Annotated in this window: 24 protein-coding genes and 2 pseudogenes; 9 read left to right on the top strand and 17 right to left on the bottom strand. The window is 68.9% G+C overall.

What is annotated here, in order from left to right; translation table 11 throughout:
• Window positions 1-95: 95 nt before the first annotated feature.
• Window positions 96-2,537 (bottom strand): apiosidase-like domain-containing protein, encoded by a 2,442-nt coding sequence (locus tag DAETH_RS22060; RefSeq protein ID WP_264778263.1) that lies wholly within the window; start codon window positions 2,535-2,537, stop codon window positions 96-98.
• An 850-nt stretch (window positions 2,538-3,387) separates the two neighbouring features.
• Between DAETH_RS22060 and DAETH_RS22055 the strand changes: the two genes are divergently transcribed.
• Window positions 3,388-5,997, top strand: coding sequence for a glycoside hydrolase family 9 protein (locus tag DAETH_RS22055; protein WP_264778262.1), 2,610 nt, complete (start codon window positions 3,388-3,390; stop codon window positions 5,995-5,997).
• An 86-nt stretch (window positions 5,998-6,083) separates the two neighbouring features.
• Here DAETH_RS22055 and DAETH_RS22050 read toward each other — a convergent pair.
• Window positions 6,084-6,744 (bottom strand): annotated as a pseudogene (locus DAETH_RS22050) (IS6 family transposase).
• Window positions 6,745-6,788: 44 nt separating this feature from the next.
• Between DAETH_RS22050 and DAETH_RS22045 the strand changes: the two are divergent.
• The 6 genes from DAETH_RS22045 to DAETH_RS22020 all read left to right on the top strand — a co-directional run bounded on the left by DAETH_RS22045 (window position 6,789) and on the right by DAETH_RS22020 (window position 9,414).
• The gene (locus DAETH_RS22045; RefSeq protein WP_264778261.1) at window positions 6,789-7,271 is read left to right on the top strand and encodes a 3'-5' exonuclease; all 483 of its coding nucleotides are present in this window, start codon (window positions 6,789-6,791) and stop codon (window positions 7,269-7,271) included.
• 101 nt (window positions 7,272-7,372) lie between these two features.
• The gene (locus tag DAETH_RS22040; protein ID WP_264778260.1) at window positions 7,373-8,059 is read left to right on the top strand and encodes a BrnT family toxin; all 687 of its coding nucleotides are present in this window, start codon (window positions 7,373-7,375) and stop codon (window positions 8,057-8,059) included.
• Window positions 8,060-8,066: 7 nt separating this feature from the next.
• Window positions 8,067-8,393, top strand: coding sequence for a BrnA antitoxin family protein (locus DAETH_RS22035; RefSeq protein ID WP_264778259.1), 327 nt, complete (start codon window positions 8,067-8,069; stop codon window positions 8,391-8,393).
• Window positions 8,394-8,411: 18 nt separating this feature from the next.
• Complete coding sequence (locus DAETH_RS22030; protein WP_264778258.1) at window positions 8,412-8,786, top strand: hypothetical protein; 375 nt, start codon at window positions 8,412-8,414, stop codon at window positions 8,784-8,786.
• Between the two features lie 197 nt (window positions 8,787-8,983).
• Window positions 8,984-9,157 (top strand): hypothetical protein, encoded by a 174-nt coding sequence (locus tag DAETH_RS22025; protein ID WP_264778257.1) that lies wholly within the window; start codon window positions 8,984-8,986, stop codon window positions 9,155-9,157.
• Between the two features lie 47 nt (window positions 9,158-9,204).
• Window positions 9,205-9,414, top strand: a complete 210-nt coding sequence (locus tag DAETH_RS22020; protein WP_319993764.1) for a DUF1064 domain-containing protein — start codon at window positions 9,205-9,207, stop codon at window positions 9,412-9,414.
• Here the strand turns inward: DAETH_RS22020 and DAETH_RS22015 are convergent.
• Window positions 9,401-9,496: pseudogene (locus DAETH_RS22015) on the bottom strand (IS6 family transposase); the annotation flags it as partial. The gene DAETH_RS22020 and the pseudogene DAETH_RS22015 overlap by 14 nt on opposite strands.
• A gap of 367 nt (window positions 9,497-9,863) precedes the next feature.
• Here DAETH_RS22015 and DAETH_RS22010 point away from each other — a divergent pair.
• A complete protein-coding gene (locus DAETH_RS22010; protein ID WP_264778256.1) occupies window positions 9,864-10,808 on the top strand; it encodes an NAD(P)-dependent alcohol dehydrogenase in 945 nt (314 codons plus the stop codon).
• Between the two features lie 431 nt (window positions 10,809-11,239).
• Here the strand turns inward: DAETH_RS22010 and DAETH_RS22005 are convergent, their stop codons facing one another.
• From DAETH_RS22005 to DAETH_RS21970, 8 genes are all read right to left on the bottom strand, one after another.
• Window positions 11,240-11,395: a YciI family protein gene (locus DAETH_RS22005; RefSeq protein ID WP_264778255.1), complete on the bottom strand. Its 156-nt coding sequence runs from the start codon at window positions 11,393-11,395 to the stop codon at window positions 11,240-11,242.
• Between the two features lie 56 nt (window positions 11,396-11,451).
• Window positions 11,452-12,342, bottom strand: a complete 891-nt coding sequence (locus DAETH_RS22000; RefSeq protein ID WP_264778254.1) for an alpha/beta fold hydrolase — start codon at window positions 12,340-12,342, stop codon at window positions 11,452-11,454.
• Between the two features lies 1 nt (window position 12,343).
• Entirely contained in the window at window positions 12,344-12,904 is a 561-nt protein-coding gene (locus tag DAETH_RS21995) for a dihydrofolate reductase family protein (protein WP_264778253.1), read from the bottom strand.
• A gap of 162 nt (window positions 12,905-13,066) precedes the next feature.
• Window positions 13,067-13,777, bottom strand: coding sequence for a helix-turn-helix domain-containing protein (locus DAETH_RS21990; RefSeq protein WP_264778252.1), 711 nt, complete (start codon window positions 13,775-13,777; stop codon window positions 13,067-13,069).
• A 266-nt stretch (window positions 13,778-14,043) separates the two neighbouring features.
• Entirely contained in the window at window positions 14,044-14,403 is a 360-nt protein-coding gene (gene uraH / locus DAETH_RS21985; protein WP_264778251.1) for a hydroxyisourate hydrolase, read from the bottom strand.
• Window positions 14,403-15,278, bottom strand: a complete 876-nt coding sequence (gene pucL / locus DAETH_RS21980; RefSeq protein ID WP_264778250.1) for a factor-independent urate hydroxylase — start codon at window positions 15,276-15,278, stop codon at window positions 14,403-14,405. The genes uraH and pucL overlap by 1 nt, the downstream gene beginning before the upstream one ends.
• A complete protein-coding gene (gene uraD, locus DAETH_RS21975) occupies window positions 15,275-15,814 on the bottom strand; it encodes a 2-oxo-4-hydroxy-4-carboxy-5-ureidoimidazoline decarboxylase (protein ID WP_264778249.1) in 540 nt (179 codons plus the stop codon). The genes pucL and uraD overlap by 4 nt, the downstream gene beginning before the upstream one ends.
• Complete coding sequence (locus DAETH_RS21970) at window positions 15,811-17,187, bottom strand: nucleobase:cation symporter-2 family protein (protein ID WP_264778248.1); 1,377 nt, start codon at window positions 17,185-17,187, stop codon at window positions 15,811-15,813. The genes uraD and DAETH_RS21970 overlap by 4 nt, the downstream gene beginning before the upstream one ends.
• Window positions 17,188-17,481: 294 nt before the next feature.
• On the opposite strand from DAETH_RS21970, the gene DAETH_RS21965 reads away from it, so the two are divergent.
• Window positions 17,482-18,021, top strand: coding sequence for a MarR family winged helix-turn-helix transcriptional regulator (locus tag DAETH_RS21965; RefSeq protein ID WP_264778247.1), 540 nt, complete (start codon window positions 17,482-17,484; stop codon window positions 18,019-18,021).
• A gap of 197 nt (window positions 18,022-18,218) precedes the next feature.
• On the opposite strand, the gene DAETH_RS21960 is transcribed toward DAETH_RS21965, so the two are convergent.
• The 6 genes from DAETH_RS21960 to gcl form a co-directional block, all read right to left on the bottom strand.
• A complete protein-coding gene (locus DAETH_RS21960) occupies window positions 18,219-19,019 on the bottom strand; it encodes an IclR family transcriptional regulator (RefSeq protein WP_264778246.1) in 801 nt (266 codons plus the stop codon).
• Window positions 19,020-19,077: 58 nt separating this feature from the next.
• A complete protein-coding gene (aceB, locus tag DAETH_RS21955) occupies window positions 19,078-20,616 on the bottom strand; it encodes a malate synthase A (RefSeq protein ID WP_264778569.1) in 1,539 nt (512 codons plus the stop codon).
• 185 nt (window positions 20,617-20,801) lie between these two features.
• Window positions 20,802-22,094 (bottom strand): glycerate kinase type-2 family protein, encoded by a 1,293-nt coding sequence (locus DAETH_RS21950; RefSeq protein WP_264778245.1) that lies wholly within the window; start codon window positions 22,092-22,094, stop codon window positions 20,802-20,804.
• A gap of 2 nt (window positions 22,095-22,096) precedes the next feature.
• Window positions 22,097-22,987 (bottom strand): 2-hydroxy-3-oxopropionate reductase, encoded by an 891-nt coding sequence (locus DAETH_RS21945; RefSeq protein WP_264778244.1) that lies wholly within the window; start codon window positions 22,985-22,987, stop codon window positions 22,097-22,099.
• Window positions 22,984-23,784 (bottom strand): hydroxypyruvate isomerase, encoded by an 801-nt coding sequence (hyi, locus tag DAETH_RS21940; RefSeq protein WP_264778243.1) that lies wholly within the window; start codon window positions 23,782-23,784, stop codon window positions 22,984-22,986. The genes DAETH_RS21945 and hyi overlap by 4 nt, the downstream gene beginning before the upstream one ends.
• Window positions 23,785-23,896: 112 nt before the next feature.
• Window positions 23,897-25,675, bottom strand: a complete 1,779-nt coding sequence (gene gcl / locus DAETH_RS21935; protein WP_264778242.1) for a glyoxylate carboligase — start codon at window positions 25,673-25,675, stop codon at window positions 23,897-23,899.
• Window positions 25,676-25,933 lie beyond the last annotated feature (258 nt).

Genomic DNA, 25,933 nt, shown 5'->3' with positions numbered 1-25,933 from the left:
TGCTCTTGCTGGAGCAGGCGACGTTCTCCTTCTGCCGGAGTGGTGGACCAGACTCGTCTGCATGAACCCCGGGGCGATCAGGGCGAGTGCTCGCCTCAGGCCCGCTCGATCAGCAGCACCCAGTCCTGGCCATGACCCTTCGAGGGGGAGGAGAAGGCACGCTCGCCGGAGTTCGTGAAGGTGCCTATCGTCGCCCTGTTCCCGGTGCGGGGATTGAACCACGCCGCCCGGACCCGCTGGCCCCCCACCCGCCCCAGCGTCACGGTGGCCGCGCCGCCGTCCGGTAGGTACACCCAGGCGTAGTCCTGCCCGCGCAGCGACACGACGGGCCGCGTGCCCGTGAAACTCCCCTTCACCAGCGTCTCGTCGGGCACCCGCCCCTGGGCCGGGCGGGACTCCAGCAGCCGCTTCAGGTACCCCAACTGCCGTGCCCCCGGCGCCTGCATCGCTTTGAGCCACGCCTTATCGCCGCTGTACACGTCGAAGCCCCAGATGATGCGGTGGCCGTAGCTGTGCCCCGCTGCGCCCGCGAACATGCTCCAGTACGCGACGTTCCGCACGTCTACCTCGTCGGCGAAGCCGTTGTCCTCATCGTGGCAGACCGCGTGGTTCTCGTACACCGGCTCGGCGTTGATCACCGGCTTGACCGGAGTGCGCCCGAAGGTGCTCAGCAGCTTGGCCGCCTCCTGCTGATCGCGGCAGTGGCCGGTTTGCCACATGTTGAAATCCAGCCACGGCTCGTCGTGAAAATACTCGGCGGAGGTCTTGCCCCCGTGCGGGTGGTAGGTGATCAATGCCCGGTCCCGCCCCCCGACGCCCTGCTCGATGCCCTCGGCCAGCGCTCGCCAGACCTCGGAGTGTGCGGCCGTCTCGGGAACCCGGTCTCCCCCCATCACCCAGATCACCGGCTTGTCCTTGTACCGCTTCCCCAGGAAGGTCCCGTAACTCCTGGCCGAGGCCGGGGTAAAGATCGGCTCGTTGTTCACCCAACGGCCCCAGCTGGGCAGCAGCGCGACGACCAGCCCCAGCGAGGCGGCCTGGTCCACCACATAGTCCACGTGGTCCCAGTAGTCGTACTGCGCGGGGTCATTGGGACTGCTCCCCGGGGTCACGGCGGGGCGGGCGGGGTCCTTGCCGACGAGCGGCAGGTCGCCCTGGGCATTGGGCTTGGTGAGGCCGTCGAGTTCGGCGAGGGCCACGGCCTGGATCACCGTGAAGCCCTGCTCCTTGCGCCTCTGGAGATACTGGCGCGCGTCGTCGCGGTTCAGGCGGTGAAACAGTTCCCAGCCGGTGTCGGCCCAGTACAGGAAGGGCCGCCCGTCCGCGTACTCCAGCCGCCTCCCGTCGGGTGAGACAGTCAGGCGGCCCCCGGTCGCTGTCGGCTGAGCGGTCCGGGCCGTGTTCTGTGCCGTGTTCTGTGAGGCGCGGGCCCGGGCCGGGACCAGGGTGAGGTGATCAACGATGGCATTGCGGTCCTCGCCCGCCCGGCTGCCGAGCGCGTCGTTAGTGAATTCCACCTCCAGAACCTGTCCGGGAGCGAGGGAGACGGTGCCCAGGGCGTAGGTGGCGTAGGTCTTCGAGGTCAGGGTGGCGGTGCCGATCCGGGTGTTCCCCCGCTTCAACGCGACGACAGGCCAGCCCCGGTACTCGTCGGCGCGGGCGGTCAGACCCAGGGCGTAGGAGCCGGCGGGCAGGGTAGCGGGCACCACGAACCGGGCCCGGTGGTCCGCCGACCACAACCCCACCGCCTGTCCCCGGGAGGCGCCGGACTCGTTGACAACGCTTCCACCCGGCGCGGGCTCCAGGAAGACACGGTCAGGCACCGGCTGCACCCGGACCACCCCCGGCGTCTGACGCAGGGCCTGGTACCAGAGGCCCGCGAGCTTGTTGTAGCCGCTCGCAGTGGGATGAACCCCGTCCGCCAGGTCGGCGAGGGTGAGCGCGGCCCCCGCATTCACGAAGGTGATCTTCCTGCCCCCATCGGCCCGACTCTTGACCAGCCCGGGGATGGCCGCGTTGTACTGCTCCACCCGGCGGTTCTCCCCCGGATTTTGCAGGGGAGGAAGGGAAGAGACCAGAATCCGCAGGTCCGGACGTCGGGCGAACATCTGGTCGAGCAGACGGCCCAGCCGGGCCGGAGCCCCCGGCACGTCACGGTTCTGGATGATGTCGTTGGTGCCGATCATCAGGAGAACGACATCGGGCTGAGAGCGGTCCAGCCACTGGTCCACCTGGGCGGCGAGTTCGTCGATGCGCCACCCGCTGTGACCCTCGTGATCACGGTCGGCCAGGGTGCCGGGGCCATTTTGCAGGGAGCCGACGAAGTTGAGCCCGGGCACCTGCCCGGACAGCCTGCGGTACAGCTCGGTCCGGTAACCACCCGGAACGTTGTACCCGTCCGTGATCGAGTCCCCCAGCGGCATGACCTTGAGCGCGCGGGCGGAGGTGGAGGGGCCGGGTGTCGTCTGGGCCCGGACTGCCCCGGGCTCGGCACACCCGGACGACAGCAGGCCCAGCGTGAGGACGGCGGCGGTCATCCATTTCAGTCTTGAGACGTGGGTTGCGATCAGCATGCGGGCTCTCCTTGGGGAGGTGGGCCGTCCGGGGGAATGGGAGGGGTACCAGCCCCTCGCCCACACGGCGGACGATGACCGCTCAACCTGTCCCCCAGCCGCGCGTCTCACCCGGACGCGGGGAGAGCCGGTCGCCGTCGTTCCCTTCGCCGCTATCCTCCGACCGCCGCCCCGGTGGGGGGTAAAGCGGACGGTGGAAGCGTGAGGAAAGGGGATGGGTCGCGGTCATGCGAGGTGCACCTCCGAACGTGCCGTGATCACCGAAGGTCCGCGACGGAATGGTCCGTGTGCGGGGGCAGGGCCGCTGGTCAGCAGCGCTGAACGCTTCAGTTATCGTCGGGGGCGTCACTCAGACGGGACACCGCACCCGCGGCCCCGCCAGTATGCCGAAGACGGGGGGCGGAAGCAAGCCTGACTGTATGAGAGACCTGGGGGGCTCCAAGAACCCCTCACGGAAGGAGCGGGCCGTCCGGGGCACGGGGCCACGGCTCCCCTCTGCCCGGACGGCCCCGCTGTGGGCAAAGACCCCGGGCGTTCGCCGCCAGCTTCCCCACGGGCTGCCACCGGGCCGCCGACGGCGACCATAACGGGCCCAGAGCCCACGGAAGCTGGGGGACAGCGGGAACCCCCGGCCCTGCGGTCGGCGAACGCTCACTCTCTGTCGGCGGGGATCGTCGAGGTGTCCGGTTCACCGCCGACAGCCTTCAAGAAGGGCCTCTCAGAAGGGGACCTGACACCACCGTCTTAAGTTCAAGTTTATAATTATACAGATGAAGCCCGTGCTCCACCGCGAAAGCCTGAGGAGAAGGAGAGGATGTACAAAAACGCCCCACAGCACATAGTTCTCCTGCTGGTCGCCACAACCCTCTCGTCCTGTCAGGTGCTTTCCGGGCAGGGGCGACCGGGCAGGGGCGACACGGCACCGCCGACCGTCTCCCTGACGTCGAGCGCCATGACCGTTCCGGTCGGCGGCCCCCTCACCCTGACGGCGAGGGCGGCGGACACGAGCGGCATCGCGCGGGTCGTGTTCTACGACCGGGGCAAAAAGATCGGCGAGGACAGAGCGGCACCCTACACGCTGACCGTGCGAGCGCCCTCGACCCTGAGCGGCGAGCACATCTATACGGCGCAGGCCTTCGACTGGTCCGGACAAGACGCCCTGTCACGCCCCGTCCCGGTGGCCATCGGCGTGAGCAACCTTCTCAGGAACAGCGGGTTCCAGAATGGTCGGGCTCCCTGGTGGGTGGCGGGAGACCCGGCGGTCACGGCCAGGAACGGCGAGGTGTGTCTGAAGGTCGTCAAGCCCGGGGTTAACCCCTGGGACGTGGTCTTCGGCCAGAACCGGCTGGGCCTGATGAGGGAGGCGAAGTACACGGTCTCCTTCACGGCCCGCGCCGACGAGCCCACCGCCTTCAAGGTCCTGCTGGAACAGGAAACGTCGCCCTACCCGGCATACTTCGATCAGCAGGTTGCCCGGGTCACCCAGGCTGCCCGGACCTACCGCTTCACCTTCGACATGACCGGGGCGAACGACGCGCAGGCCTCCTTGCAGTTCAAGTTGGGCGGGCAGAAGGCCACGCGGGTGTGCCTGAGCAACATCTCGGTGAGGGGACCGACGTTCGCGCCGGGACCCGTTTCGGCCCAGGTGAACGACCGGGCCGAGGTGCGCGTCAACCAGGTGGGATATTTCCCCGGCGCGCCCAAACTCGCCGCCGTCGCCTACGAGTCGGCGGTGCCGCTCGCCTGGACCCTGCTCGGCCCGGATGGCCGGAGACTCGCCCGGGGTCGCAGCCGCGTGTTCGGGACAGACCCGGTCTCCGGAGACTTCGTTCATCAGGTCGATTTCTCGGGCTTCCGAACCGTCGGCGACGGGTACGTGCTGGAGGTGGGAGGCCTGCGCAGCCACCCCTTCCGCATCGCGGGGGACCTGTACGCCTCCTTGAAGTACGACGCGCTGGCGTACTTCTACCACAACCGCAGCGGCATCCCCATCGAGGCGAAGTACGTCGGGAACAGCAGGTGGGCCCGGCCCGCCGGACACCTGGGGAACCGGGGGGACGGGGCCGTCACCTGCTTCGCCGGCCGGGACGCCCAGGGAAACACCTGGCCGGGCTGCCGCTACACCCTGAACGCCGGAGGCGGCTGGTACGACGCGGGTGACCACGGCCGGTACGTGGTGAACGGCGGCATCTCGGTCTGGACGCTCATGAACCTCTACGAGACGGGCCTGCGGTTTTCAGGAACCCAGCCCTTCGCGGACGGCCGCCTGCGTATTCCCGAGCACGCCAACGGCATGAACGACCTGCTGGACGAGGCCCGCTGGGAGATGGACTTCCTGCTGAGGATGCAGGTGCCGGACGGCCAGAGGCTGCGTCTGCCGGTCGGCGACCAACGCCTGAGGCTCTCCAACCTGAGGTTCAGCGAGGTGGACGCCTCGGGGATGGCGCATCACAAGCTACACAGCGAGCAGTGGACGAACTTTCCCTCCCGACCCGACGAGGACTCGCAGCGGCGCTTCCTGTACCCGCCCTCCACGGCGGCCACCCTCAACCTGGCGGCGACCGCCGCGCAGTGTGCCCGGGTCTTCGCGCGGGTGGATCCCGCCTACGCGCAGCGGTGCCTCCAGGCGGCCCGCCGTGCCTGGAACGCCGCCAAGCGCAACCCGGCCGTCTACGCCTACGACAATTTCACGGGCGGGGGTTCATATGCCGACACCACCTTGGGAGACGAGTTCTACTGGGCTGCCGCCGAGTTGTACGCCACGACGGGAGAGGAGCCGTACCGGCGCGTGCTCAGGGCTGCTGGGGGCGGTGTGGAGAACGACCTGACCTGGTGGGACGTGAAGGCGGCAGGCATCATTACCCTCGCCCTGGGACCAGGTCGCCCGCGTCAGGGAGACGTGAGGACGGCCCGGGCCGAGCTGCTGCGGGCGGCGGATGCCTACACCGACGAGGTGCCCCGGCGCGGGTACGGGCTGCCGTTCAGCTCGCCGCATTACCCCTGGGGCTCGAACAGCAACGTGATGAACCGGGGCATCATCCTCGGCCTGGCCTACCACCTCACCGGGAACATCCGGTACCGGAACGCGGCCCTGGAAGGCGTGAACTACCTTCTGGGCCGCAACCCCCTGGACAAGTCCTACGTCTCCGGGTATGGAGAACGTCCGTTGACGAACCCGCACCACCGCTTTTGGGCGCATGCCCGGGACTCCAGATTTCCCGCTCCGCCCCCCGGCGCGCTGGCAGGCGGCCCGAACTCCAGCCCGGCCGATCCCACCGCCGCCGTCCTGAGGGGCAGGTGTGCCCCGCAGACCTGCTACATCGACGACATCGGATCCTCATCGTTCAACGAGGTCGCCATCAACTGGAACGCACCCCTCGCCTGGGTCTCCACCTTCCTCGACGAGACCCACAAGGACAGGTGACAGGGACCGGGGGTTGTGGCAACTAAACGAGGGCAGGCCGACGTTTCTGGCAGGCAGCCTGAAGTTCAGGCTGCCTGCTGCACCACCTAATCCCAGAACCGCAGAGCGTTCGCCAAATGGCTTCGCCTTGCTGAGGCAGGGACGGTGGTTCGGGTGTGCTGGTGAAGGTTCGAGACTCGGGCGTGCAGGGCAAGGAACTCCTGCGTCCGTCGTCGTCGCTTGAAGCCTAGTTGGCTTCGCTCCTGCTGCCGGGTAGGACGGTGCGATTGTTCGACCAGGTTGTTACAACGTAAAGCCGAGGCGACTTGAACGTGCTCCACGCTGTGGAGCACGGGAAGTTTCCGGATCGCCGCCCCGTAGCTCCACAGCTTGTCGGTGTGGATGACCTCGGGAACCTGGTGTTCACTGAGCAGCCGGGTGAAGAAGGTGCAGGCCGCCTCCGTGTCCCGATACGGTTGGAACAGGAGGTCGAGCACAGCACCGTGCTCGCCCACGGCCCGCCACAGTCAGTGTTTGACCCCTCCCACCGGGAACCCCGACGGGGTTCCCGGTGGCGCAGTTCTTCGGTGAGCAGCGGGGCGAATTTGATGTTCCACTGCCGCAGGGTTTCGTGACTGACGCTGATCCCGCGCCCTTGCAGCAACTCTTGGACATCCCGCTGGCTGAGGGGAAGCGGTGGTAGAGCCACAGGGCGTAGCTGATGATGCTCAAGGGGAAACGGTGGCGGTACGGCTTTCGGTCAGGCACAGCTCAGCAGCCTACCGAACTTAACTTGCCAGAACCGCGGGGAGGTGCTGCTCGACACCCTGGTGCGCAACATCGTGCCCGTCGAGGAGGGCGCACGGTGCGTGCACGGGATCGCTGACGAGTTGCTCGCCGGAGCCCCGACCTTCGCGGAGGTTGCCCTCCGCATCCGCGAGGCCGTTCGCGGGAAGACCGCGCTGATCTACAACAGCGAGTTCGACTACGGCCGCCTGAAATCCACGCGCCGGGACCACGGGCTTTCGACTGGCGTCGTGGGCCGCAAGCAGACCGCCTGCGTGATGCATATGTACGCCTTCTTGTACGCCGACTACGACCCCGAGCGCCAGGAGTACGCCCGGGTAAGTTCGAGTCGGGCCTGCGCCGAGATGGGGGTCACGCCCCAGGGACCCGCCCACCGCGCCGCTGAGGACGCCCTGACGACCGCTGCCCTGATCCGGGCTGTGGCTCAGCGAGTCTGGCCCGTGCCGCAGAAGGCGCCCCCGGGGATGCTCTGCGAGATGGGCCTGTGAACGGTCGTTCACCCCCTGCCTCCCGGGCCTGACGCTCCTGCGCGGGGGGTGCGGCCAGATGTGGTACCGACGTGCCCGGCCGGGGGCGCAGGGTGGAACGCATGTCGCCCGTGACCCGGTTCGTCCACCTCCGCCTCTTCTTCTCGGCTCTCACCGTCCGTGTGCTCCGCCCGGGCGAAGCGTGGGGTCGTGCCGGGCTCGGGGCGCAGGCTTTTGCCAGGTCCCGCTTCGACAGGATCGCCCACGTCCTTCGCTTTTTCCCTGACCCCCTCGGCGCCGTGGGAGAACAGGTCATGCTCGGCGGCGAGCCCTTCTGGATCATCGCCGTCCAAGAGGTGCCGCAGCAAGGGCGAAGCTCGGCCGGTCGGCGGGACGGACGCGTGGAGCACGTGCTCTCCCCCACCCCCACGTCCCCCCGCCACGGGGATCACGCTCCGGACATGGACCTCTTCCTTCAGGCTCTCGACGATCCCCCCGCTCCCCGTTCCAGTGGTAATGCAGATGCGCTACGCTCGGGCATGGATTTCGAATGGGACGACGCCAACGAGGGGCACATCGCCCGTCACGGCGTCACTCCCGAGGAAGCCGAGGAGGCGGTTCTCGACCCGGACCGCGTGCCCGTGGAGGCTTACCAGAGTCCGGGCGGGGAGCGCCGCCGCGCCGTGGTCGGCCAGACCAATGAGGGACGGTACCTATTCGTCGTCTTCGTGGTACGCGCTGGGCTTCTCCGGGTGGTCACCGCACGCGAAACCATCCCGAGCGAGCGGCGGCGCTACCGCCGCACCTGAGGAGCCTATGCCGGAAGACCTGATCATCGTCAACGACCCCAGCGAGATTCCAGCCTTCGAGACCGAGGCCGAGGAGGCCGAGTTCTGGGCGACCCACGCGATGGGCGACGCGATGTTCGACCGGGCCGAAGGCGACCCGGAGACCCAAGCCTTCCTGAGAACCCTGCCCACCCGCCCCCGCCGGTCCAATCCTGTCAGCCTGCGCCTGGGGGTGGACCTGGAGCGTCGATTGCGCCGACTCGCCGAGGTCAAGGGCACCCCCTACCAGACGCTGCTCAAGGAGTTCGTGCTGGAACGGGTGTACGAGGAGGAGAAGCGTCACCACCTCCTGTGATCGTGCCCCGGGAGAAGGGTGACCCCGCGGGGTGAGGCCTCGGCTCCTCCCCCCGGGCACACGTGGCGGGTGATCCTGACACCCGGTACGAAAACCACCACCTTCCACTTCGACGGCCACCCCTACCTCGCCCTGGTTCTCAGCGACCTCGTCCTGATCTCCCCCCGGTCCAGGCTGGACCACGACGCCAGGCGCATCACCCTGCGGGGGCTCGCTACCGGGCATCCCTACCCCCTGAACCTCACCGGAGAGAGCCTGTGCGGGTATCTGCTCCAGGATGCCCCGGAGGTGCCGCAGGACCGGCCCGTCTACGTGAGCTACCAGCCGCTCCAACTGCGGGACGCGGCCCAGGTGCGGGAGTACGTGCGCGAGTTGACCCCCATCCTCGGCTGACCCGCTCTCCCCTCCCCCGCCCACCCTGGCTCCGGCCTCGGCGGGCGAAACGTTGGGAGGCTTCAGGCCGTCGTGCACGTCTCTTCACCCGGGTCCGCGCTAAGAGCCACGTATAACGCCGCGCTTAGATTATGGACAGCATCTTAAGTCTGCATAAACGTGGACCCGGAAGGTGACTCCACGCCCGCGAGGTCCTTTTGCTCTCCGCGCTGCCCTTTCTCCACGCCCTGCTCGCCGAGCGGTACCCGGCCGCGCCCCGCCATGTCCTGCGGGTGACGCACGTGCACCGGGCCCTTGAGCGCGCCGGGTACCGCAGGCGACGCCGACTCACCGCCACCTTCTCACGCCCTCACCATCCTGTGACCCTGTAGAAAGGTGATGCCACACAACGAGGCGGGGCAGGGTAGCGGTGCCCCCGATGGGGCACAAGTACGGCGCGGTCGCGGTGGAGCGGGACGGGATGCGCTTCGACTCGAAGCTCGAGGCCGCGTACTATGACCACATCAAGATCTTGGTCACGGATGGGGAGGTCGTGGGCTTCCTGCGGCAGGTGCCCTTCCACCTGCCCGGGAATGCCCGGTACGTCTGCGACTTCCAAGTGTTCTGGAGGGACGGTCCCGCTGGCTGAGGGGGAAGCGGTGGTAGAGCCACAGGGCGTAGCCGATCACTCTCAGAGGGAACCGGTGGCAGTAGGGCTTCCGGTCAGGCACAGCTCAGCAGCCTACCGAACTTAACTTGCTAGAACCCTGCGCGCGCAGGCAGTGCGGGTCGTGGGGGCCTCAATGCCTTGCAGGCCCTCGCGCCGCACCTGCTGCCCCGAATCGTGAGGCGGACCCAGGACCGCGCCCACTGAAGAGCCGGCGAAGAACGTCAGCCGGGCGCGGTCGTCGGCGGTGCCCCACGTGCCCATCGAGCGGCAGGAGGGTCCAGTCCTCTGTCGGTTCGACACGACCCTCCTGGAGGTCAGTTGAGCCGGGCGCTTTGAGTTGAGGGCCCTGGGCACTCTTCCAAAGTCCGGGTAAAGACGGTGGCCAGGCGGCCTCACACCGCGCCCGGGCCGCCGCTCTAGGGTGGCCCATGCTTGCGGCACGCTTTCACTCGTTCGGTGGCCCCGAGGTGCTTCGCCTGGAGGAGGTGCCCTGGCCGCATCCCCGGGGCGACGAGGTGCTCATCCGGGTCCGGGCGAGCAGCGTGAACGGCACCGACCTCGGCCTGCGCCGGGGGGGTGGTCCCGCCCGCCTGGTGGCGCGGCGACCGTATACCGTCGGGCTCGACGTCGCCGGGGAGGTGGCCGGGCTGGGCCCGGAGGTGACCGCCTTCGACCCCGGCGACCGGGTGTTCTCACTGCTGGGGCACGGGGGAGGAGGCGCGGCCGAGTACGTCACCGTGCGCCAGTCCCGCGTCGCGGCCGCGCCCGCCCGCGTCTCCCTGGAGGAGGCCGCCGCCGTGCCCCTGGCAGGCCTGACCGCCCTGCAGGCTCTGCGGGACGGGGCCGGGATGCACCTGCGCCCCGGGGCACGGGTGCTCGTGAACGGGGCGGCGGGCGGCATCGGGTCCTTCGCGGTGGGGCTCGCCCGGCATTACGGCGCGGTGGTGACGGGCGTGGCGCGCGGCCCCAAGCTCGACTTCGTGCGGGAGCTTGGGGCCGACGAGGTTCTCGACCACACGTCGCTCGACTTCACGCGGCTGGGCCGCAGCTGGGACGTGATCTTCGACACGCCGCCCGCGCTGGCCTTTCCCCAGGTGCGGGCCTCGCTGGCCCCGGACGGCGTGTTCGTGTCCACCCGGCCCTTCCCGACGAGTGCGGCCGACTTGCGCGCCCGGCTGGGGCGGGAGGGCCCCCGCTGGGCCGGGGTGCGGACGCAGGAGAGATCGCAAGACCTCGCGTTCCTGGCGCGGCTGATCGACGCGGGGCAACTGCGGGTGCCGCTCGACCGGACCTTTCCGCTGGCGGAGATCGTCGCCGCCCACCGCCACGCCGAGGGGCCGGAGGCGCGCGGAAAGACCGTCGTGGTGATCTAGCGACGCCGGGCCGGGGGCAAGCTCGCCGCACAGATCGAATCTCACGCCGACTCAGAGGGCCGAGTCGGAGGCACAGGAGCTGTCAGGGGGTGGGCCGAGGGGGCACGAGAACCGCCCGTTCCGTTCGTCCCGGCGACCCACTGCCTGGAGCCGAGCAACACGGTCAGGCCGGCAGGGCGGCGACCAGGAGGGAGCTGGGGCCGAGGCGCCGCGTCTCGAACTGCGGGCCGGGGAATGGTCCCCCGCCCAGTCCCCGACAGGTCGAGGAGCTTGGCGTCCCCGAGAGGGAAATGGGGGACGGGGAGCAACTGGGCCCCAAGAAGCCCCTGCGCCGTGGGAGGGGCAAGGGCAGCCGACGAGTGGACCAGGCCGGGACGTTCCTTGCCTATCCGGCGAAGGCTCCCACGCGCGCTCCGAAGGCGGCCAACCACTCACATCTCGACGATGGACAGGCCCGCGACGACCTCCCCGGCCCCCGCCACGGGGCGCGGCTGGACCGAGACCTGGCCGTTCCGGACCTGGACCATCCTGACCGCGTTCGCCGGGGAAACCCCCGCCTCGTACACGAAGGCACCGGCGTCTCTCACCTGCCGGTCGAATTCGGGTCATTCGTGATCCTCCTGCTCGGCCGGTCAGGGCGGGGTCATAGCTGTACGGCAGGGCGACGTTCATCGTTCATCCTGCCTGGAGTATCGCGGTTGATGCCCGCTTCCACCGCCGCTCGCGCTGCGGTCCCCTCGGGCAGGGGAGCGTCCAGGAACTCAAGAATCATGGGCCGCAGCCAGGAGGCGCGGTCCAGCACGGCGGTGTGGGTCGTGCCGGGCAGTACGGCAAGCCGCGCGGCGGGCAGGCCCGTCAGGTCGCCCGCCACCCCGCCGCCGAGCAACCGGAACAGCTCGACCGCGTGCTCGGGGCGAACGATGTCGGCGTCCCCGACGATGAGCAGGGTGGGCGCGCGGATCGCCTGGATAGCCTCGGCGGGCCAGTTCATGACCTCCAGGTCAAGTGCTTTCAGCCGGTCCACCAGGACCCCGAACTCCTCCGGGTTGGGTGCGACCCGGTCGTAGGCCTCCTTCCAGGGGGTTCCGTCGAACACCTCGGGGGTCATCTGCTCGATGCCCTCCAGCAACTCCGGGTACACGCCCTCGCTGTTGCAGGAGGCCGAGGCGACCACCAGTTTGCGGACGACCTGCGGGTGGCGGATCGCCAGTTGCAGCGCCACCGCGCCTCCCATGCTGTAGCCCAGAACATCGGCCTGTGAAATGCCCAGGTGGGCCAGCAGCGCGGCCACGTCGTCCGCCATGCCCTCGTAGGACAGGGGCCGCCCGCTGTCGGCGGTGTGCCCGTGCCCCTGCAACTCGGGGGCGATGACCCGCTGGTGCCCGGCGAGTTCGGACACGAGCCCCCCCAGCAGGTCGACGGTCATGTACGCGCCGTGCAACACGACGAGGGGCGCGCCCGTCCCGTGGACCTCGTAGTACATCCGCAGGCCGTTCACCGGGGCGTATCCAGCCCTCAGGGTGGGCGAAGTCATCTCAGGTGCCTTCATTCGCGCCGCTGGACGCCTCGGTTTGGTAGCTCAGCACCACGACCCCGGTGGCCGTCGCGTGAACGTTCGTCAACTGCAAGGCGGCACGGCTGTCCTCCGAGAACAACCGCTGGCCCTCCCCCACCACGACGGGGCAGACGATCAGGTGGAATTCGTCAAGCAGGCCGTGGTCGAGGAGCGCACGCACCAGCACGCCGCTGCCATAGATCAGGATGTCAGCGCCCTCGCCCTGCTTGAGCGCCCGGACCTCCTCGGCGATGTCGCCCGAGAGGGGCGCCGCGTTCCACGTCAGCTCGGTGAGCGTTTCGGTAACAACGTGCTTGGGGATAGTGTTGATGCGGGTCGTGAACCCGTCGCCGCCCTCGTTCGCCATCCACGCTGCCGACATGCCCTCGTACGTCACCCGGCCGAGCAGGAGCGAGCCGCTCTGCGCGATCCACGCGTCCTGCCGAGTGCCGATCTCCTCGTTGAAGTACGGCATGGTCCACATCGGGTCGCTCATGATGCCGTCCAGACTCAGGTATTCCACCGCCACGATCTTGCGCATGTTCCACACTCCTTGGATGCCGTGCTGCGGTCACGTCCCTCGGGACAGGCCCTGCACCACGACATGAGTATGCGAACTGGCCCCGCCGGAGTCTTGTACCGAAACGACACCAGGCAGGGTTGTTCGGTGCTTCGCCCACGCGGCGGACAGGGGTGAGCGGTGCTACGGGGCCAGTTCCCGGGCGCTCAGCGGCGAGTGCGGCCAGGCCTCGCGGACGATGCGCGCGGGGGTGCGGCCCACCAACTGCTTGAGCGTCCTGGTCAGGTGCGGCTGGTCGGTGTACCCCAGGTCATGCACGACATCTGGGATGGCGCTGCCCGTCTGAAGGAGCGCCACCGCCTCGCGGGCCCGCTCGATGGAGAGCACCGTGCGCTGGGAGAGCCCGGTGGCCTGGAGAAAGCGCCGTTGCAGGGTGCGAATGGTGGCCGGGGCCTCGGGCAAGTCGCCGCCTATCAGGGGCAGGGCCGTGGGCTCGCAGCGCAGGAGCCCCAGGCGAATCAGCCGCTCGACGAAGGCGTCGGCGTCCCCCACGCTGGGGATGGGCAGGGCGTGGTCGTCCAGCCAGAACGAGCCACCGGTGGTGGGCAACACCGCGTGCCGGTCGAGCAGGTGGATGGGGGGCAGCGCGGGAAGAAAGACGCCGAGTTTGAAGGTGATACCGAAGAACTCCGCGTCCCCCGGGGCGTGCGCGACGCTCGCCCGGCTCTCCGGCCCGCGCAGCACGACGCCGACCTGGCCCCGGGAGCGCGTGACCACCAGTTCCGAGCGACTCACGGCGAGCGAGGTAAAAGTTCCAGGCCGCTCGCTCTGCCCGGACCAGACCTCCTCTACCAGCGGGGAACCGGACGCCAGGCTCTCCAGGGTAAACAGCATGGCCTCCTCCTACCGCACGGGCGACAGACTTGGCAACCCCGGCATCCAGAGGTGGCCTGTCCGTGTCCCGACCCCCGGTCCGGGAGGCGGAGCGTGGGCGAACACGAGGGAGGAGTCCACGGTTCAAGAACAGCGCCGCAGCCGCTCTTTCCCTGGTCGTCTTTTGGTTCCCTGGGTGGGTCGTCGCCACGAGAGGGCAAGCCTGCCCGGTCTCCCCCAGGACGAGAGGCGCTCCGCCCTCCTTCCATCTCCGGCCGGAGCAGGTTCTAGCTCCCCCGGTAGGTGCTGTACGACCAGGGCGAGACCACCAGGGGCACGTGGTAGTGCCCCGACGTGTCGCCCACCGTGAAGCGCAGCGTGACGAGGTCGAGAAAGGGGGGGCTCGGCGCGGCCTCGAAGCCCTCGAAATACGGGGCGACGTGGAAGGTCAGCTCGAAGGTGCCGGGGGCCAGGCTCCCTCGCTCGATCAGGGGCGCGTCGGTGCGCCCGTCCCTGTTCGTCACCGCCTCGGTCACCTTGCGGCGCTCCTGGCCCTCCACCCGGAAGAGTTCCACCCGGACCCCGGCGGCGGGTCGCCCCCTGGCCGTGTCGAGGACGTGAGTCGTAAGGCCCGAGTGTCCCGCCATCAGGCCCGCTCCACCCACGCCTCCATCAGGCCGTAGGGCTCGGGGTCCACATGAAAGATCTCGTTGTCGTTCCCCAGCCCGAAGCGTTCGAGGTTGTACCGCAGGTGGTGCTTGTTGGGCATCTGGAACCAGACCCGGGAAATCTCCGGGCACGCCGTCAGCACGGCCTGGCCCATCAGGAACAGCGTGTTCTGGAGGCTGGGCGAGTAGTGGTCGGTGAAGGTCTCCTGAATCTGGCGGTAGACCTGGTTCCACACGTCGTCGTAGTCCACGTCCTCCGTGTTGTACTCCCACTTCGCCGTGACGAAGGTCGCCATGACGCGGTCCGTCGTCTCCGGCAGGGTGGTGAAGCGTTCGTTCAGCAGATAGCCCGCCCAGCCGCTCCGGGTGGTCTTGAGGACGTACAGGTTCTCCAGGCCTGAAGTGACCTTGAACGTCTGGCCGTCCCCCTCCACTCGGGCGGTGCGCTGGGGCATCTGGCGGACGAAGGAGTGGTCGTGCCCTTCGCCGCCCACCGGAATGCGCTCCCACAGGTACTCGGTGAACTCGGCGAAGCCACCCGTGACCCTGGGCCCGGTCTTCACGAAGTGATTGAGCAGCTCCTTGCCGAATTCCTCGGGGCTGCCCCGGAAACCCTCCTTCGCCAAGCCGTAGATGGTGTTGCGCACGGTGTCGGTGGCGACGAGGTCCGTGTTGTCACCCCCGGTATGCGCGGCGTCGAAGTCACCGGTCATGGCGACGCGCACGGACAGCTCGCGGATCTCGTGGCGCTCAGTGTCACGCCAGACCTTCATCAGCTTGACCTCGGCCTTGCCGTAGTTGTTCTCGCCGAGACGGACGTTCACCTTGGCGGGGGAGGGGTGAGTCTGGGTCATGCTGGGGCTCCTTGCGTGTCCTGGCGCACCAGGTCGAGGACTCGTAGCCGGGCAATCCTGCCGATTTCCCTCAGGGCGGTCTCCCGCTCCTGCTCCGGGGTGTTCTCCAGGCGCGCGGCGGACCCGCTCAGGATGCTGGCCTTGGTGTTCTCGCGCACGCAGACGATATAGGGCATGTCGAACTTGGCGTGGTAGGCCGAATTGACGCGGTGGAACTCGGCGTACTCCTCGGGGGTCAGGCGGTCGAGCCCGGCGGACGCCTGCTCGGAGGCGGACTCGGCGGTCACCTCCCCCGCCAGCGCCGCCTTCCCGGCGAGGTCGGGGTGCGCGCGGATCAGGGCGAGCTGCTCCCCGGGGGAGTCCGCCTGCACCGCCCGGGTGAAGGCGGCGGCCAGTTCCTCCACCCCGGTGAAGGGACGCTCCCGCCCCACCCGCTCGGCGTAGCGCGGGCTGTGTTCCAGCACTCCGCCGAAGGTGCGCACGAACTCGGGCAGCGGGAGGGCGTTCACCTCGGTCAGGGTCAGGGGGCGGTTCAATGCAGGTCTCCCAGTTCGGGGGCGTGGGCAGCCGCATCGGCAGTCGAGGAGAGCTGGGCGCGCGGGTGGCCGACGATGTTGAAGAGGATGTTGAGCAGGATCGCGCTCAGGGCCCCGGCGGTGATGCCGCTTTCCAGGAAGAGGCCCGCCCAGTCCGGCAGCTTCTCGTAGAGGGTGGGCACGGTGGAGGGGATTACGCCCATCGCGATGCTGACGGCCACGATGGTGAGGTTGCGTGTGTCCACCATGTTCACCCGGCTGAGGGTCTGGATGCCCGCCGCCGCCACCGTGCCGAACAGCACCAGCCCCGCGCCGCCGAGCACCGGCAGGGGGATGGAGGCCACGAGTGCGCCCAGCTTGGGGAAGAAGCCCAGCAGCAGCAGGATCACGCCCGCCGTGGCGACCACGAAGCGGCTCTTGATGCCCGTGAAGCGCACCAGCCCGACGTTCTGCGCGAAGGCGGTGAAGGGAAACACGTTGAACACTCCACCCAGCGCCGTCGAGAGCCCGTCGGCGCGCAGTCCGTCAGCCACGACCCGGGCGTCGACGGGCCTGTCCGTGATCTCACCGATAGCGAGCAGGTCGGCGGTCGTCTCCACCATCACGACGAGCATCACCAGGATCATCGACAGGATGGGCACCAGGGCGAAGGTGGGCAGGCCGAAGAAGAAGGGCGGCGTGAAGCCGATGGCGGCGGCGGTGCCCACGGTGGCGAAGGACGCCTTGCCGAGGATGGCCGCGACGACCGTGCCGAAGACCAGCCCCAGCAGCACGGCGACCCGGCTCCAGAACCCCCGCGCGAAGCGGGTCACGAGCAGGACGAAGACCAGGGTCAGCGCGGCCAGCCCCAGGTTGGCCGGGGCGCCGAAGGTCTCGGCGGCCGGGTTACCGCCCCCCGCCCAGCGGATCGCCACCGGCAGCAGCGCCACGCCGATGATGGTGATGACGGTCCCCGCGACGACCGGCGGGAAGAAGCGCAGCAGGCGCGAGAAGTACGGCGCGAGCAGCACCGTGAAGAGCCCGGCGGCGATCACCGCCCCGTAGATGCCGGGCAGCCCGTAGTCCTTGCCGATGGCGATCATGCTGGCGAGCGCCGCGAAGGTCGTCCCCTGCACGATAGGGAGCCGCGCGCCGAAGCCCGGAAACCCGAGGGTCTGGATCAGGGTGGCGACCCCGCACATGAAGAAGCTGGCGTTCACGATACGCACGATCTGGTCGGGGTTCAGCCCCAGGGCGGAGGCGAGCACGAGCGGCACCGCGATAATCCCCGCGTACATGCTCAGCACATGCTGGAGCCCGAAGGCCACCATGCGCCCGGCCGGCGGAACCTCGTCGACGGGGTGGACGGGCGGAACGGGAACTGCTCGCGTCATGTCAACCTCCCTGCGGGTGGACGCGCCCTGTGGACACGCCGGGAGAGACGACCGGGCCAGGGCCGCCGGCAGACCGAACTACTTAGACGCCTATGTACTTGAATGGGGTCATCGTAAGGGTCGCCCCGCTTCGTGTCAAGCTGTGAAACTTCTTTTCATAGAATAAAAAACAAGGTGTGTGCCTCTCGTCCGACGGGGGGCGATCCCTTCTCCGAGTTCCCGGAGGGCGCCCACGTCCACCATCCACCCTGGAGGCCCCGTGTTAGGCTCAGGCGCCTACACAGGCCCCACGCGATGATGCCTTCCCTGACGCCCGACTTTCTGGCCCGTATCCGGGACGACTGGGAACGGGTCCGGCCCGACCTCGACCCGGAGCCCATGCTGACGGTGGTGCTGCTGGGTCGCCTGCACGCCGCCCTGGCGCGGGAGATCGAGGGCACCTACCTGCCGGACGGCGTCAACGCGGCGGGCTGGGACTTGCTCCTGACGCTGTACCGCTCGGCCCCCCCGGAGGGGCTGACCCCGACCGGGCTCAGCGACCTCGCCGCCATCAGCGGGCCGTCTATGACGAACCGGGTTCAGCGTTTGGTCGAGAGGGGCCTGGTGGAGCGCCGGGGGGGCGAACGCGACCGCCGCTCGGTGCGGGTGCGGCTCACGCGGGAGGGGCGGGCCCTGGTCGAACGCCTCCTGCCCCAGCACCTCGCCACCACCGCCCGGGTCCTGTCGGCGCTCGACCCCGTTGAGACGGAGGTTCTCCGCCGCCTCGCCGCCCGGTTGCTGTTGGGACTGGAGTCACGAACGGAGGATGGGGAGGCCGCTCAGGCACCCGGCTGAGGTGGGGAGGCCCCTGCACGCTGCATGGGGTAACGGGTGCCGGGGGGCAGAGGGCCGCCCGACCCGCCCTGTTCGGCTACGGCGGCTTCCCCGGTTTAACCCGGCTCCGAACGAGGTCAAGCCTGACGGCCTGCCCGGACTCCAACCACAGTTTCCGGGCAGACCGTCAGGGGCAGCTCAAGCGGCTCGTCCCGCGTTTACCCCCAGCCCAGGCGGATCGACACCTGCTCGGCGGCGCGGTTCATCCGACCGGCGACCTCGGCGATCTGGTCCCGGCCGAAGCGCGAGGTGGGCGCGGAGACGCTGAGGGAGGCGACCACCTGCCGGGTGTGGTCCCGGACGGGCACGGCCACGCAGCGCACGCCCAGTTCGCGCTCCTCGTCGTCCACGCTGTAACCCTGCTCACGCACCTGAGCGAGTTCGCGCAGCAGCGCCGCGAGGGTCGTGATGGAGTGGGTCGTGTAGGCCGGGAAGGGACCGTCGCCCAGCTTCTGCCGCACGTCTCCTTCGGGGCGCCACGCGAGCAGCACCTTCCCCACCCCGGAGGCGTGCAGCGGCGCGTTGTCCCCCAGATGCGCGAACATCCGCATGAGCTGGCGGCCCTCCACCTGATGCACGTATACCGCCTCCGAGCCGTACAGCACGGCGAGGTTGACCGTCTCGTTCAGGTCCCCCACCAGGGCCTCCATCTCGGGGTGGGCAGAACTGATCAGATTGTTGCGCTCAGTGAAGGCGAGGCCGACCTGATAGGCCCGCAGCCCCACGCTGTAGACCCCGCTGGGCTCGTCCCACTCGACGAAGCCGTGCTGGCGCAGGGTCTCCAGCAGCCGGTAGGTCGTGCTCGCCGAGAGGTTCACCTGCCGGGCGAGCACGCTCAGGGGCGCGCGGCGCAACTCCTTGAGGGCCAGCAGGACCGTCAGCCCGCGCTCCAGGGTGCGGACGCTGCTCGTCTCGCCGCTGCGGGCGCGGCCCGGTTTCTGCCTGGCGGTCGTCGTCATAGGGTTCGCCGGACAGGGTAGGGCGTCCGCGTGGCCGGGATTGTTCGGGCGGCGGGCGTCACGCGAGTCGCTCGTACGCCGGGAGGGTCAAGAAGTCGGCGAGCGGCGAGCGGGTCGCCACGTCCCTGAAGAGCCGCCCCGCCTCGGCGAAGTTCGGGCCGAGCTTGCCCAGCTCCTCCTCGAACAGGCCGTCCAGCAGTTCCGGCGTCAGCGTCCGCCCGTCGTCCAGCCGGACCCCGTGGTGGAGCCACTGCCACAGTTGCGCGCGGCTGATCTCGGCGGTTGCGGCGTCCTCCATCAGGTTGTGGATGGGCACCGCCCCCCGCCCCTGGAGCCACGCCGCGAGGTACTGGATGCCGACGCTGATGTTCGTCCGCACGCCGCCCTCGGTGATCGTGCCTTCAGGCGGGGTGAGGAGGTCGGCGGCGGTAACCGTCAACTCCATCTGCTTGCCCGAGTCGATCTGATTCGGGGTGGGCATCAGGCGGTCGAAGACCTCGGTGGCGAGGTCCACCATCCCCGGGTGCGCGACCCAGGTCCCGTCGTGCCCGTTCGTCGCCTCCCGCTCCTTGTCCAGCCGCACCTGCTCGAAGGCGCGTTCGTTGGCCGCCGGGTCGTTTTTAACCGGGATGAAGGCGCTCATGCCGCCGATGGCCGGGGCGCCGCGCTTGTGGCAGGTCTGGATCGCCAGCTTGGAGTAGTTCGCCATCATGGGCACCGCCATCGTGACCTGGGCGCGGTCGGGGAGGATCTGGTCGTCCCGGTTCCGGAACTTCTTGATGTACGAGAAGATGTAGTCCCAGCGCCCCGAGTTCAGCCCTGCCGAGTGCTCGCGGAGTTCGTACAGAATCTCGTCCATCTCGAAGGCGGCCAGGATCGTCTCGATCAGGACCGTCGCCCGGATCGTGCCGCGCGGCACGCCCAGGGTGTCCTCCGTGAAGGTGAACACCTCGTTCCACCACCGCGCTTCGAGATGGCTTTCGAGCTTGGGGATGTAGAAGTACGTGCCCGTGCCGCGCTTCAACCGCTCCTGCGCGTTGTGGAAGGCGTACAGGCCGAAGTCGAAGAGGGACCCGCTCATCTCCTCGCCGTCCACCGTGACGTGCTTTTCGGGGAGGTGCAGGCCGCGCGGGCGGACAAGCAGCATGGCGGGCTGCTCAACCAGGCGGTAGCTCTTGCCCCCCTGTTCGAGCGAGATGGTGCCCCGCACGGCGTCGCGCAGGTTGAGCTGGCCGTCGAGCATGTTTTCCCAGACCGGGCTGCTGGCGTCCTCGAAGTCGGCCATGAACATGCGGGCGCCACTGTTGAGCGCGTTGATGATCATCTTGCGGTCCACCGGGCCCGTGATCTCCACCCGGCGGTCTTGCAGGTCGGCGGGCAGGGGGCTGATCTTCCAGTCGCCCGCGCGCACGCCCTCGGTCTCGGGCAAGAAGTCGGGCAGCTCGCCCGCGTCCAGCCGGGCCTGCCGTTCCTCGCGGGCCGCCAGCAGTTCGCGCCGCCGGGCGTCGAAGCGCCGATGCAGCTCGGCCACGAAGGACAGGGCCCCCGGGGTGAGTACCTCGGCGTAGGCCTCCGGGACGGGGGCGGCGAACGTCATGCCAGCGGGCGTGTGCGGGATCGTGGTCACGGGAACCTCCTGGAAGGGGCGGGAAACGCGCGGGAAATTTTATCTGTTGAAGATTATTTCCATTCTACCCATTCAGGAGGCTGGGGCAAGGCGGGGAAGCGTCTCCAGGCCAGTAACGCCGCTGTCGGCCTATATCCGGCGGCGGCCGGAGCCCGTCACTCCACGAGGACGACCCGATAGTCGTTGAGGTTGTGCCCGCTGGGACCGGTGACCAGGGCGTCCCCCAGCGCCGCGAAGAAGGTGCCCGAGTCGTTGCGGGCGAGGAAGTCGCGTGGGTCGAGGTCCAGGGCCCGGGCACGCGACAGCGAATCGGGCGTGAGGAAGGCCCCCGCCGCGTCGCTGTTCCCGTCGATGCCGTCGGAACCGGCGGAGAGGGCGTAGACCCCGCGCTCCCCCAGGTTCTCCAGCAGCCACAGGACAAACTCCTGGTTGCGCCCACCTCTCCCCTCTCCGCGCACGGTGACCGTCGCCTCCCCACCCGAGAGCAGCGCCAACGGACCCCGGAAGGGCGTGCCATAAGTGCGGACACTGTGTACGAGCGAGGCGTGGAACCCCGCCAAGTCGCGCGCCTCCCCCGCGAAGGTGTCGCCGAGGATCACCGCCTCCATACCCTGCCCCCGCAAGAACCCCTGCGCCGCCTCCAGCAGCACGCGGTTCGAGCCGATGACGACATTCTCGACCTGGGGCAACTCGCCGGGTTTGGGTGTCTCGGGGAGGTCGCCCCGGACCCCAGCCGTGAGGTGCGCGCGGGCTTCCTCTGCCCCAATGCCGTAACGGTCGAGGACCGCTAGAGCGTCGGCGAAGGTGGAGGGGTCAGGGACGGTGGGACCGCTGGCGATCACCGAGGGGTCGTCGCCGATGACATCGGAAATCAGGAGGGCCCGCACCCGGGCGCGAGTCGCCTGCGCCAGCCGCCCGCCCTTCACCCGCGAGAGGTGCTTGCGAACCGCGTTGATCTCCTCGATGGTCGCCCCGGCGCGCAGCAGGTCACGGGTGAGCGCCTGTTTCTGCGCCAGCGTGACGCCCCAGGGAGCACTCAGCAGGGCGCTCCCGCCCCCCGACACGAGGACGAGCAGCCGGGCCCCCCGGGGCAACTCCCGCACCCACGAGAGTGCCCGCTCGGCGGCGAGCGTGCTGTATTCATCGGGAACGGGGTGGCTGCCGGGAAGGACTTCCGCCTCTTCCGGTGCGCTGAGGTCGGGCGTGCCGCGTGGGGGGACGGCGAGAGCGGGAACGCCCGGGTACGCCTCCAGCGCGGCGCGCAGCATGGGGAGCGCGGCTTTCCCGAAGGCGAGCACGAAGTCGGGGCGTTCTCCCGTCAAGTGCGGGGCCAGCAATCGAGCGGGGGCCACCGCCTCCAGCGCCGCCCGGTAGCTGTGCTCCAGCAGCGCCCGTAGATCGGTTGAAGGAACAGCCGTCCCAGGAACCGTCCGGTCAGGAGCGGTCACGGTCAGTCCAGCCCGGCGAGCTGCCCGTACAGCGCCGCGAGGCCCGAGTGGTCGAGGTCGCCCATCCCCTGCGCGATCATGCTGTTCATCAGCTCGGCGACGCCAGCGGTGGCGGGAAGCGGCACGGCCTGCTCGCGGCCCGCCTCCAGCGCCAGACGCAGGTCCTTGCGGTGCAGGTGGATGCGGAAGCCCGGCTTGAAGTTGCCGTCGAGGATGCGCTGCCCGTGCAGGTCGAGGATGCGGCTCTGCGCGAAGCCTCCCAGCAGCGCCTCGCGCACCCTTGAGGCGTCCACGCCGCTCTTGCGGGCGAGCGTCATCGCCTCTGCGACCGCTTGGATGGTCAGGGCTACGACGATCTGGTTGCAGATTTTCGTGACCTGCCCGGCACCGGGGCCGCCGATGTGGACGATGTTCTTCCCGACCGCCTCGAACACCGGGCGGGCCCGCGCAAATCCCTCCTCGCTGCCCCCCACCATGATGCTGAGGGTGGCCCCCTCCGCGCCGACCTGACCGCCGGACACGGGCGCGTCGAGCGAATCGGCCCCCTTCGCCTTCAGCGCCTCGGCGACCTTACGGGCGGTGCTGGGGGCGATGCTGCTCATGTCGATGTAGAGGCCACCCGAGGCGAGCCCTTCGACCACGCCGTTCTCGCCCAGCACCACCTCCTCCACCTGTGGGCTGTCGGGCAGCATGGTGATCACGATGTCGCTCTGCTCGGCGACCTCGCGGGCAGTGCGGGCCACCTGGGCGCCCTCGGCGGCGAGTTGCTGTTCAGGCTCCGGGCCACGGTTGTTGACTGTGAGGGAATAACCCGCCCTGATCAGGTTGCGGGCCATCGGGAGGCCCATGATGCCCAGGCCGATGAAGCCGATGCGTTCCTTGCCGTCCGTCATGCCGTCACTCCTTCCCTCAGCGCCGCCATCCAGGCCAGCGAACCCACCGTGTCCCCCTCGGGAATGTACTCCAGGCCCACGTAGCCGCCGTACCCTTCCCGGTCCAGCGCGGCGAGCACGAAGGGGTAGTTGATCTCCCCGGTGCCCGGCTGGTGGCGACCCGGCACGTCCGCGAGTTGGACGTGCGCGATCTGCCCTTGCAGGCGGCGGAAGGTGTCGAGCAGTTGCCCCTCGGTGCGCTGCTGGTGGTAGAGGTCGTACTGGATACGCAGGTTGTCCGCCCCCACCTCGGCGATCAGCCCCGCCGCCTGGTCGGGCGTACGCAGGAAGAAGCCGGGGATGTCGTGCGGGTTGATGGGCTCGATGAGGAGGGTGACGTGGGCGCGGGCCAGTTCGGAGGCGGCGTACCGCAGATTCTCGACCAGAACGCGGCGGGCTTCATCGGCATTGGCACCTTCCGGCAGCTTCCCGACGAGGCAGTTCACGAGGGGCGGCTGTGCTCCCCGCAGCGCCTCCACGTAGGTCAGCGCCCGGGCCACGCCGTCGCGGAATTCCTCCTGGCGGCCTTGCAGCACGGCAATCCCACGCTCCCCCGCCGCCCAGTCCCCGGCGGGCAGGTTGAACAGCACCTGGGTTAGGCCGTGCTGCCGGAGCTGATCCCGCAGTTCCTCGGGCGAGTAGGGGTAGGGGAACATGTATTCCACGGCGGTAAAGCCCGCCTGACGGGCCGCGCCGAAGCGTTCCAGAAAGGGCAGTTCCTGAAACAGCAGGGTGAGGTTGGCGGCGAATCGGGTCATGTCAGTCCTCGTAGAGAAGGGGCAGAGGGGTTGGCCGGGCGACCCTTCTCGGATGCCCTGCCCGTTCACCCCCTCCCAGCCTCCCCCATGAAGGGGGAGGAGCAGAAGTCGTTCAGTCGAGCATGGCGATGGCGGTGGGGGCGTCCTGCCGGGCATCCTCTGCCAGTTCCTCGAACTCGGTGACCGCGTTGATCTCGGTGCCCATGCTGATGTTGGTCACGCGCTCCAGGATCACCTCGACCACGACCGGCACCCGGAACTCGCGCATCAGGTCGCGGGCCCTCTCGAAGGCGGGCAGAACCTCGCCCGGCTGGGTCACGCGCAACGCCTTGCAGCCCAGACCCTCGGCGACCTTGAGATGGTCCACCCCGTAGCCCTGCGTCTCGGGCGAGTTGATGTTGTCGAAGGCGAGTTGCACCTGATAGTCCATCTCGAAGCCGCGCTGCGACTGGCGGATCAGGCCCAGGTACGAGTTGTTCACGAGCACCTGGAGGAAGGGCAGGTTGAACTGCGCGCCCACCGCCAGTTCCTCGATCATGAACTGGAAGTCGTAGTCGCCGGAGAGAGCGACGACCTCCGCGTCCGGGCGGGCCGCCACGACTCCCAGGGCGGCGGGCACCGTCCAGCCCAGCGGCCCGGCCTGCCCGGCGTTGATCCAGTGGCGGGGCTTGTAGACGTGCAGGAACTGCCCGCCCGCGATCTGCGACAGGCCAATGGTGGTGACGTACACGCTCTGGCGCCCGAACGCCTTGTTCATCTCCTCGTAGACGCGCTGGGGCTTGATGGGCACGTTGTCGTAGTGCGTCTTGCGGAGCATCGTCCGCTTGCGCTCGCGGCACTCCTCGGCCCACTCGCCCCGGTCCCTGAGCCGCCCGGATACCCGCCACTCGCGGGCCACCTCGACGAACAGTTCCAGCGCGGCCTTCGCGTCGCTGACGATGCCGTAGTCGGGGCCGAAGACGCGCCCGATCTGGGTGGGCTCGACGTCCACATGGACGAACTTGCGGCCCCCGGTATACACGTCCAGCCCGCCGGTGTGGCGGTTCGCCCAGCGGTTGCCGATCCCCAGCACGAAGTCGGAGGCGAGCATCGTCGCGTTGCCGTAGCGGTGCGAGGTCTGGAGGCCCACCATCCCGGCCATCAGCGGGTGGTCGTCGGGGATGGTGCCCCAGCCCATCAGGGTCGGGATGACGGGCACGCCGGTCAGCTCCGCGAAGGTCTGGAGGAGGTCCGGGGCATCCGCGCCTATGATGCCGCCGCCCGCGACGATCAGGGGGCGCTCGGCAGCCTGAAGCATCTCCATCGCCTTTTCCACCTGGGCCCGGGTCGCGGCGGGCTTGTAGACGGGCAGGGGCGAGTACGTGTCGGGGTCGAACTCGATCTCGGCCATCTGCACGTCGAAGGGGAGGTCGATCAGCACCGGGCCGGGACGGCCGGAGCGCATCACGTGGAAGGCTTGCTGGAAGACGCGGGGAACGAGGGCGGGCTCGCGCACCGTGACGGCCATCTTCGTCACCGGCTTGGCGATGCTCTCGATGTCCACCGCCTGAAAGTCCTCCTTGTGCAGCCGGGGGCGCGGCGCCTGCCCGGTGATGCACAGGATGGGCACGGAGTCGGCGCTCGCCGCGTACAGCCCGGTAATCATGTCGGTGCCCGCAGGCCCGCTGGTGCCGATGCACACGCCGATGTTGCCCGCCTTCGCGCGGGTGTAGCCGTCCGCCATGTGGGAGGCGCCCTCGACGTGCCGGGCGAGGATGTGGTTGATCCCACCCAGCTTCCGCAGCGCGGCGTACAGGGGGTTGATGGCCGCTCCCGGCACCCCGAAGGCGGTCTCCACACCCTCCAGGCGCAATACGTGAACGGCCGCCTCGACTGCGGTCATCTTGGGCATCTTCGTTTCCTCCTTGACGGCAGCGTAAGGGGCACACCCCTCTTTGTCAATCCGTAGAAGTGTATTTTACTCTATGAAATAAGGCGGGCCCGACCCTACGCTTTACCAACCTTTTGTCACGCTGCAAACGTGTTCGCCTCTCGACATTGCGTTCTATCGCATATTTTACTGAACGAAAAATCTCTCCAGTCTTTGACAATCACTTCGGCGGCGTGTTACACCCTGGCTACGACGACTGTTCCCGCTTCCCTCGTGCCG

This window comes from Deinococcus aetherius (assembly GCF_025997855.1).
In the GTDB taxonomy this organism is placed as follows: domain Bacteria; phylum Deinococcota; class Deinococci; order Deinococcales; family Deinococcaceae; genus Deinococcus; species Deinococcus aetherius.
This window is presented reverse-complemented; position numbering and strand designations above follow the sequence as displayed.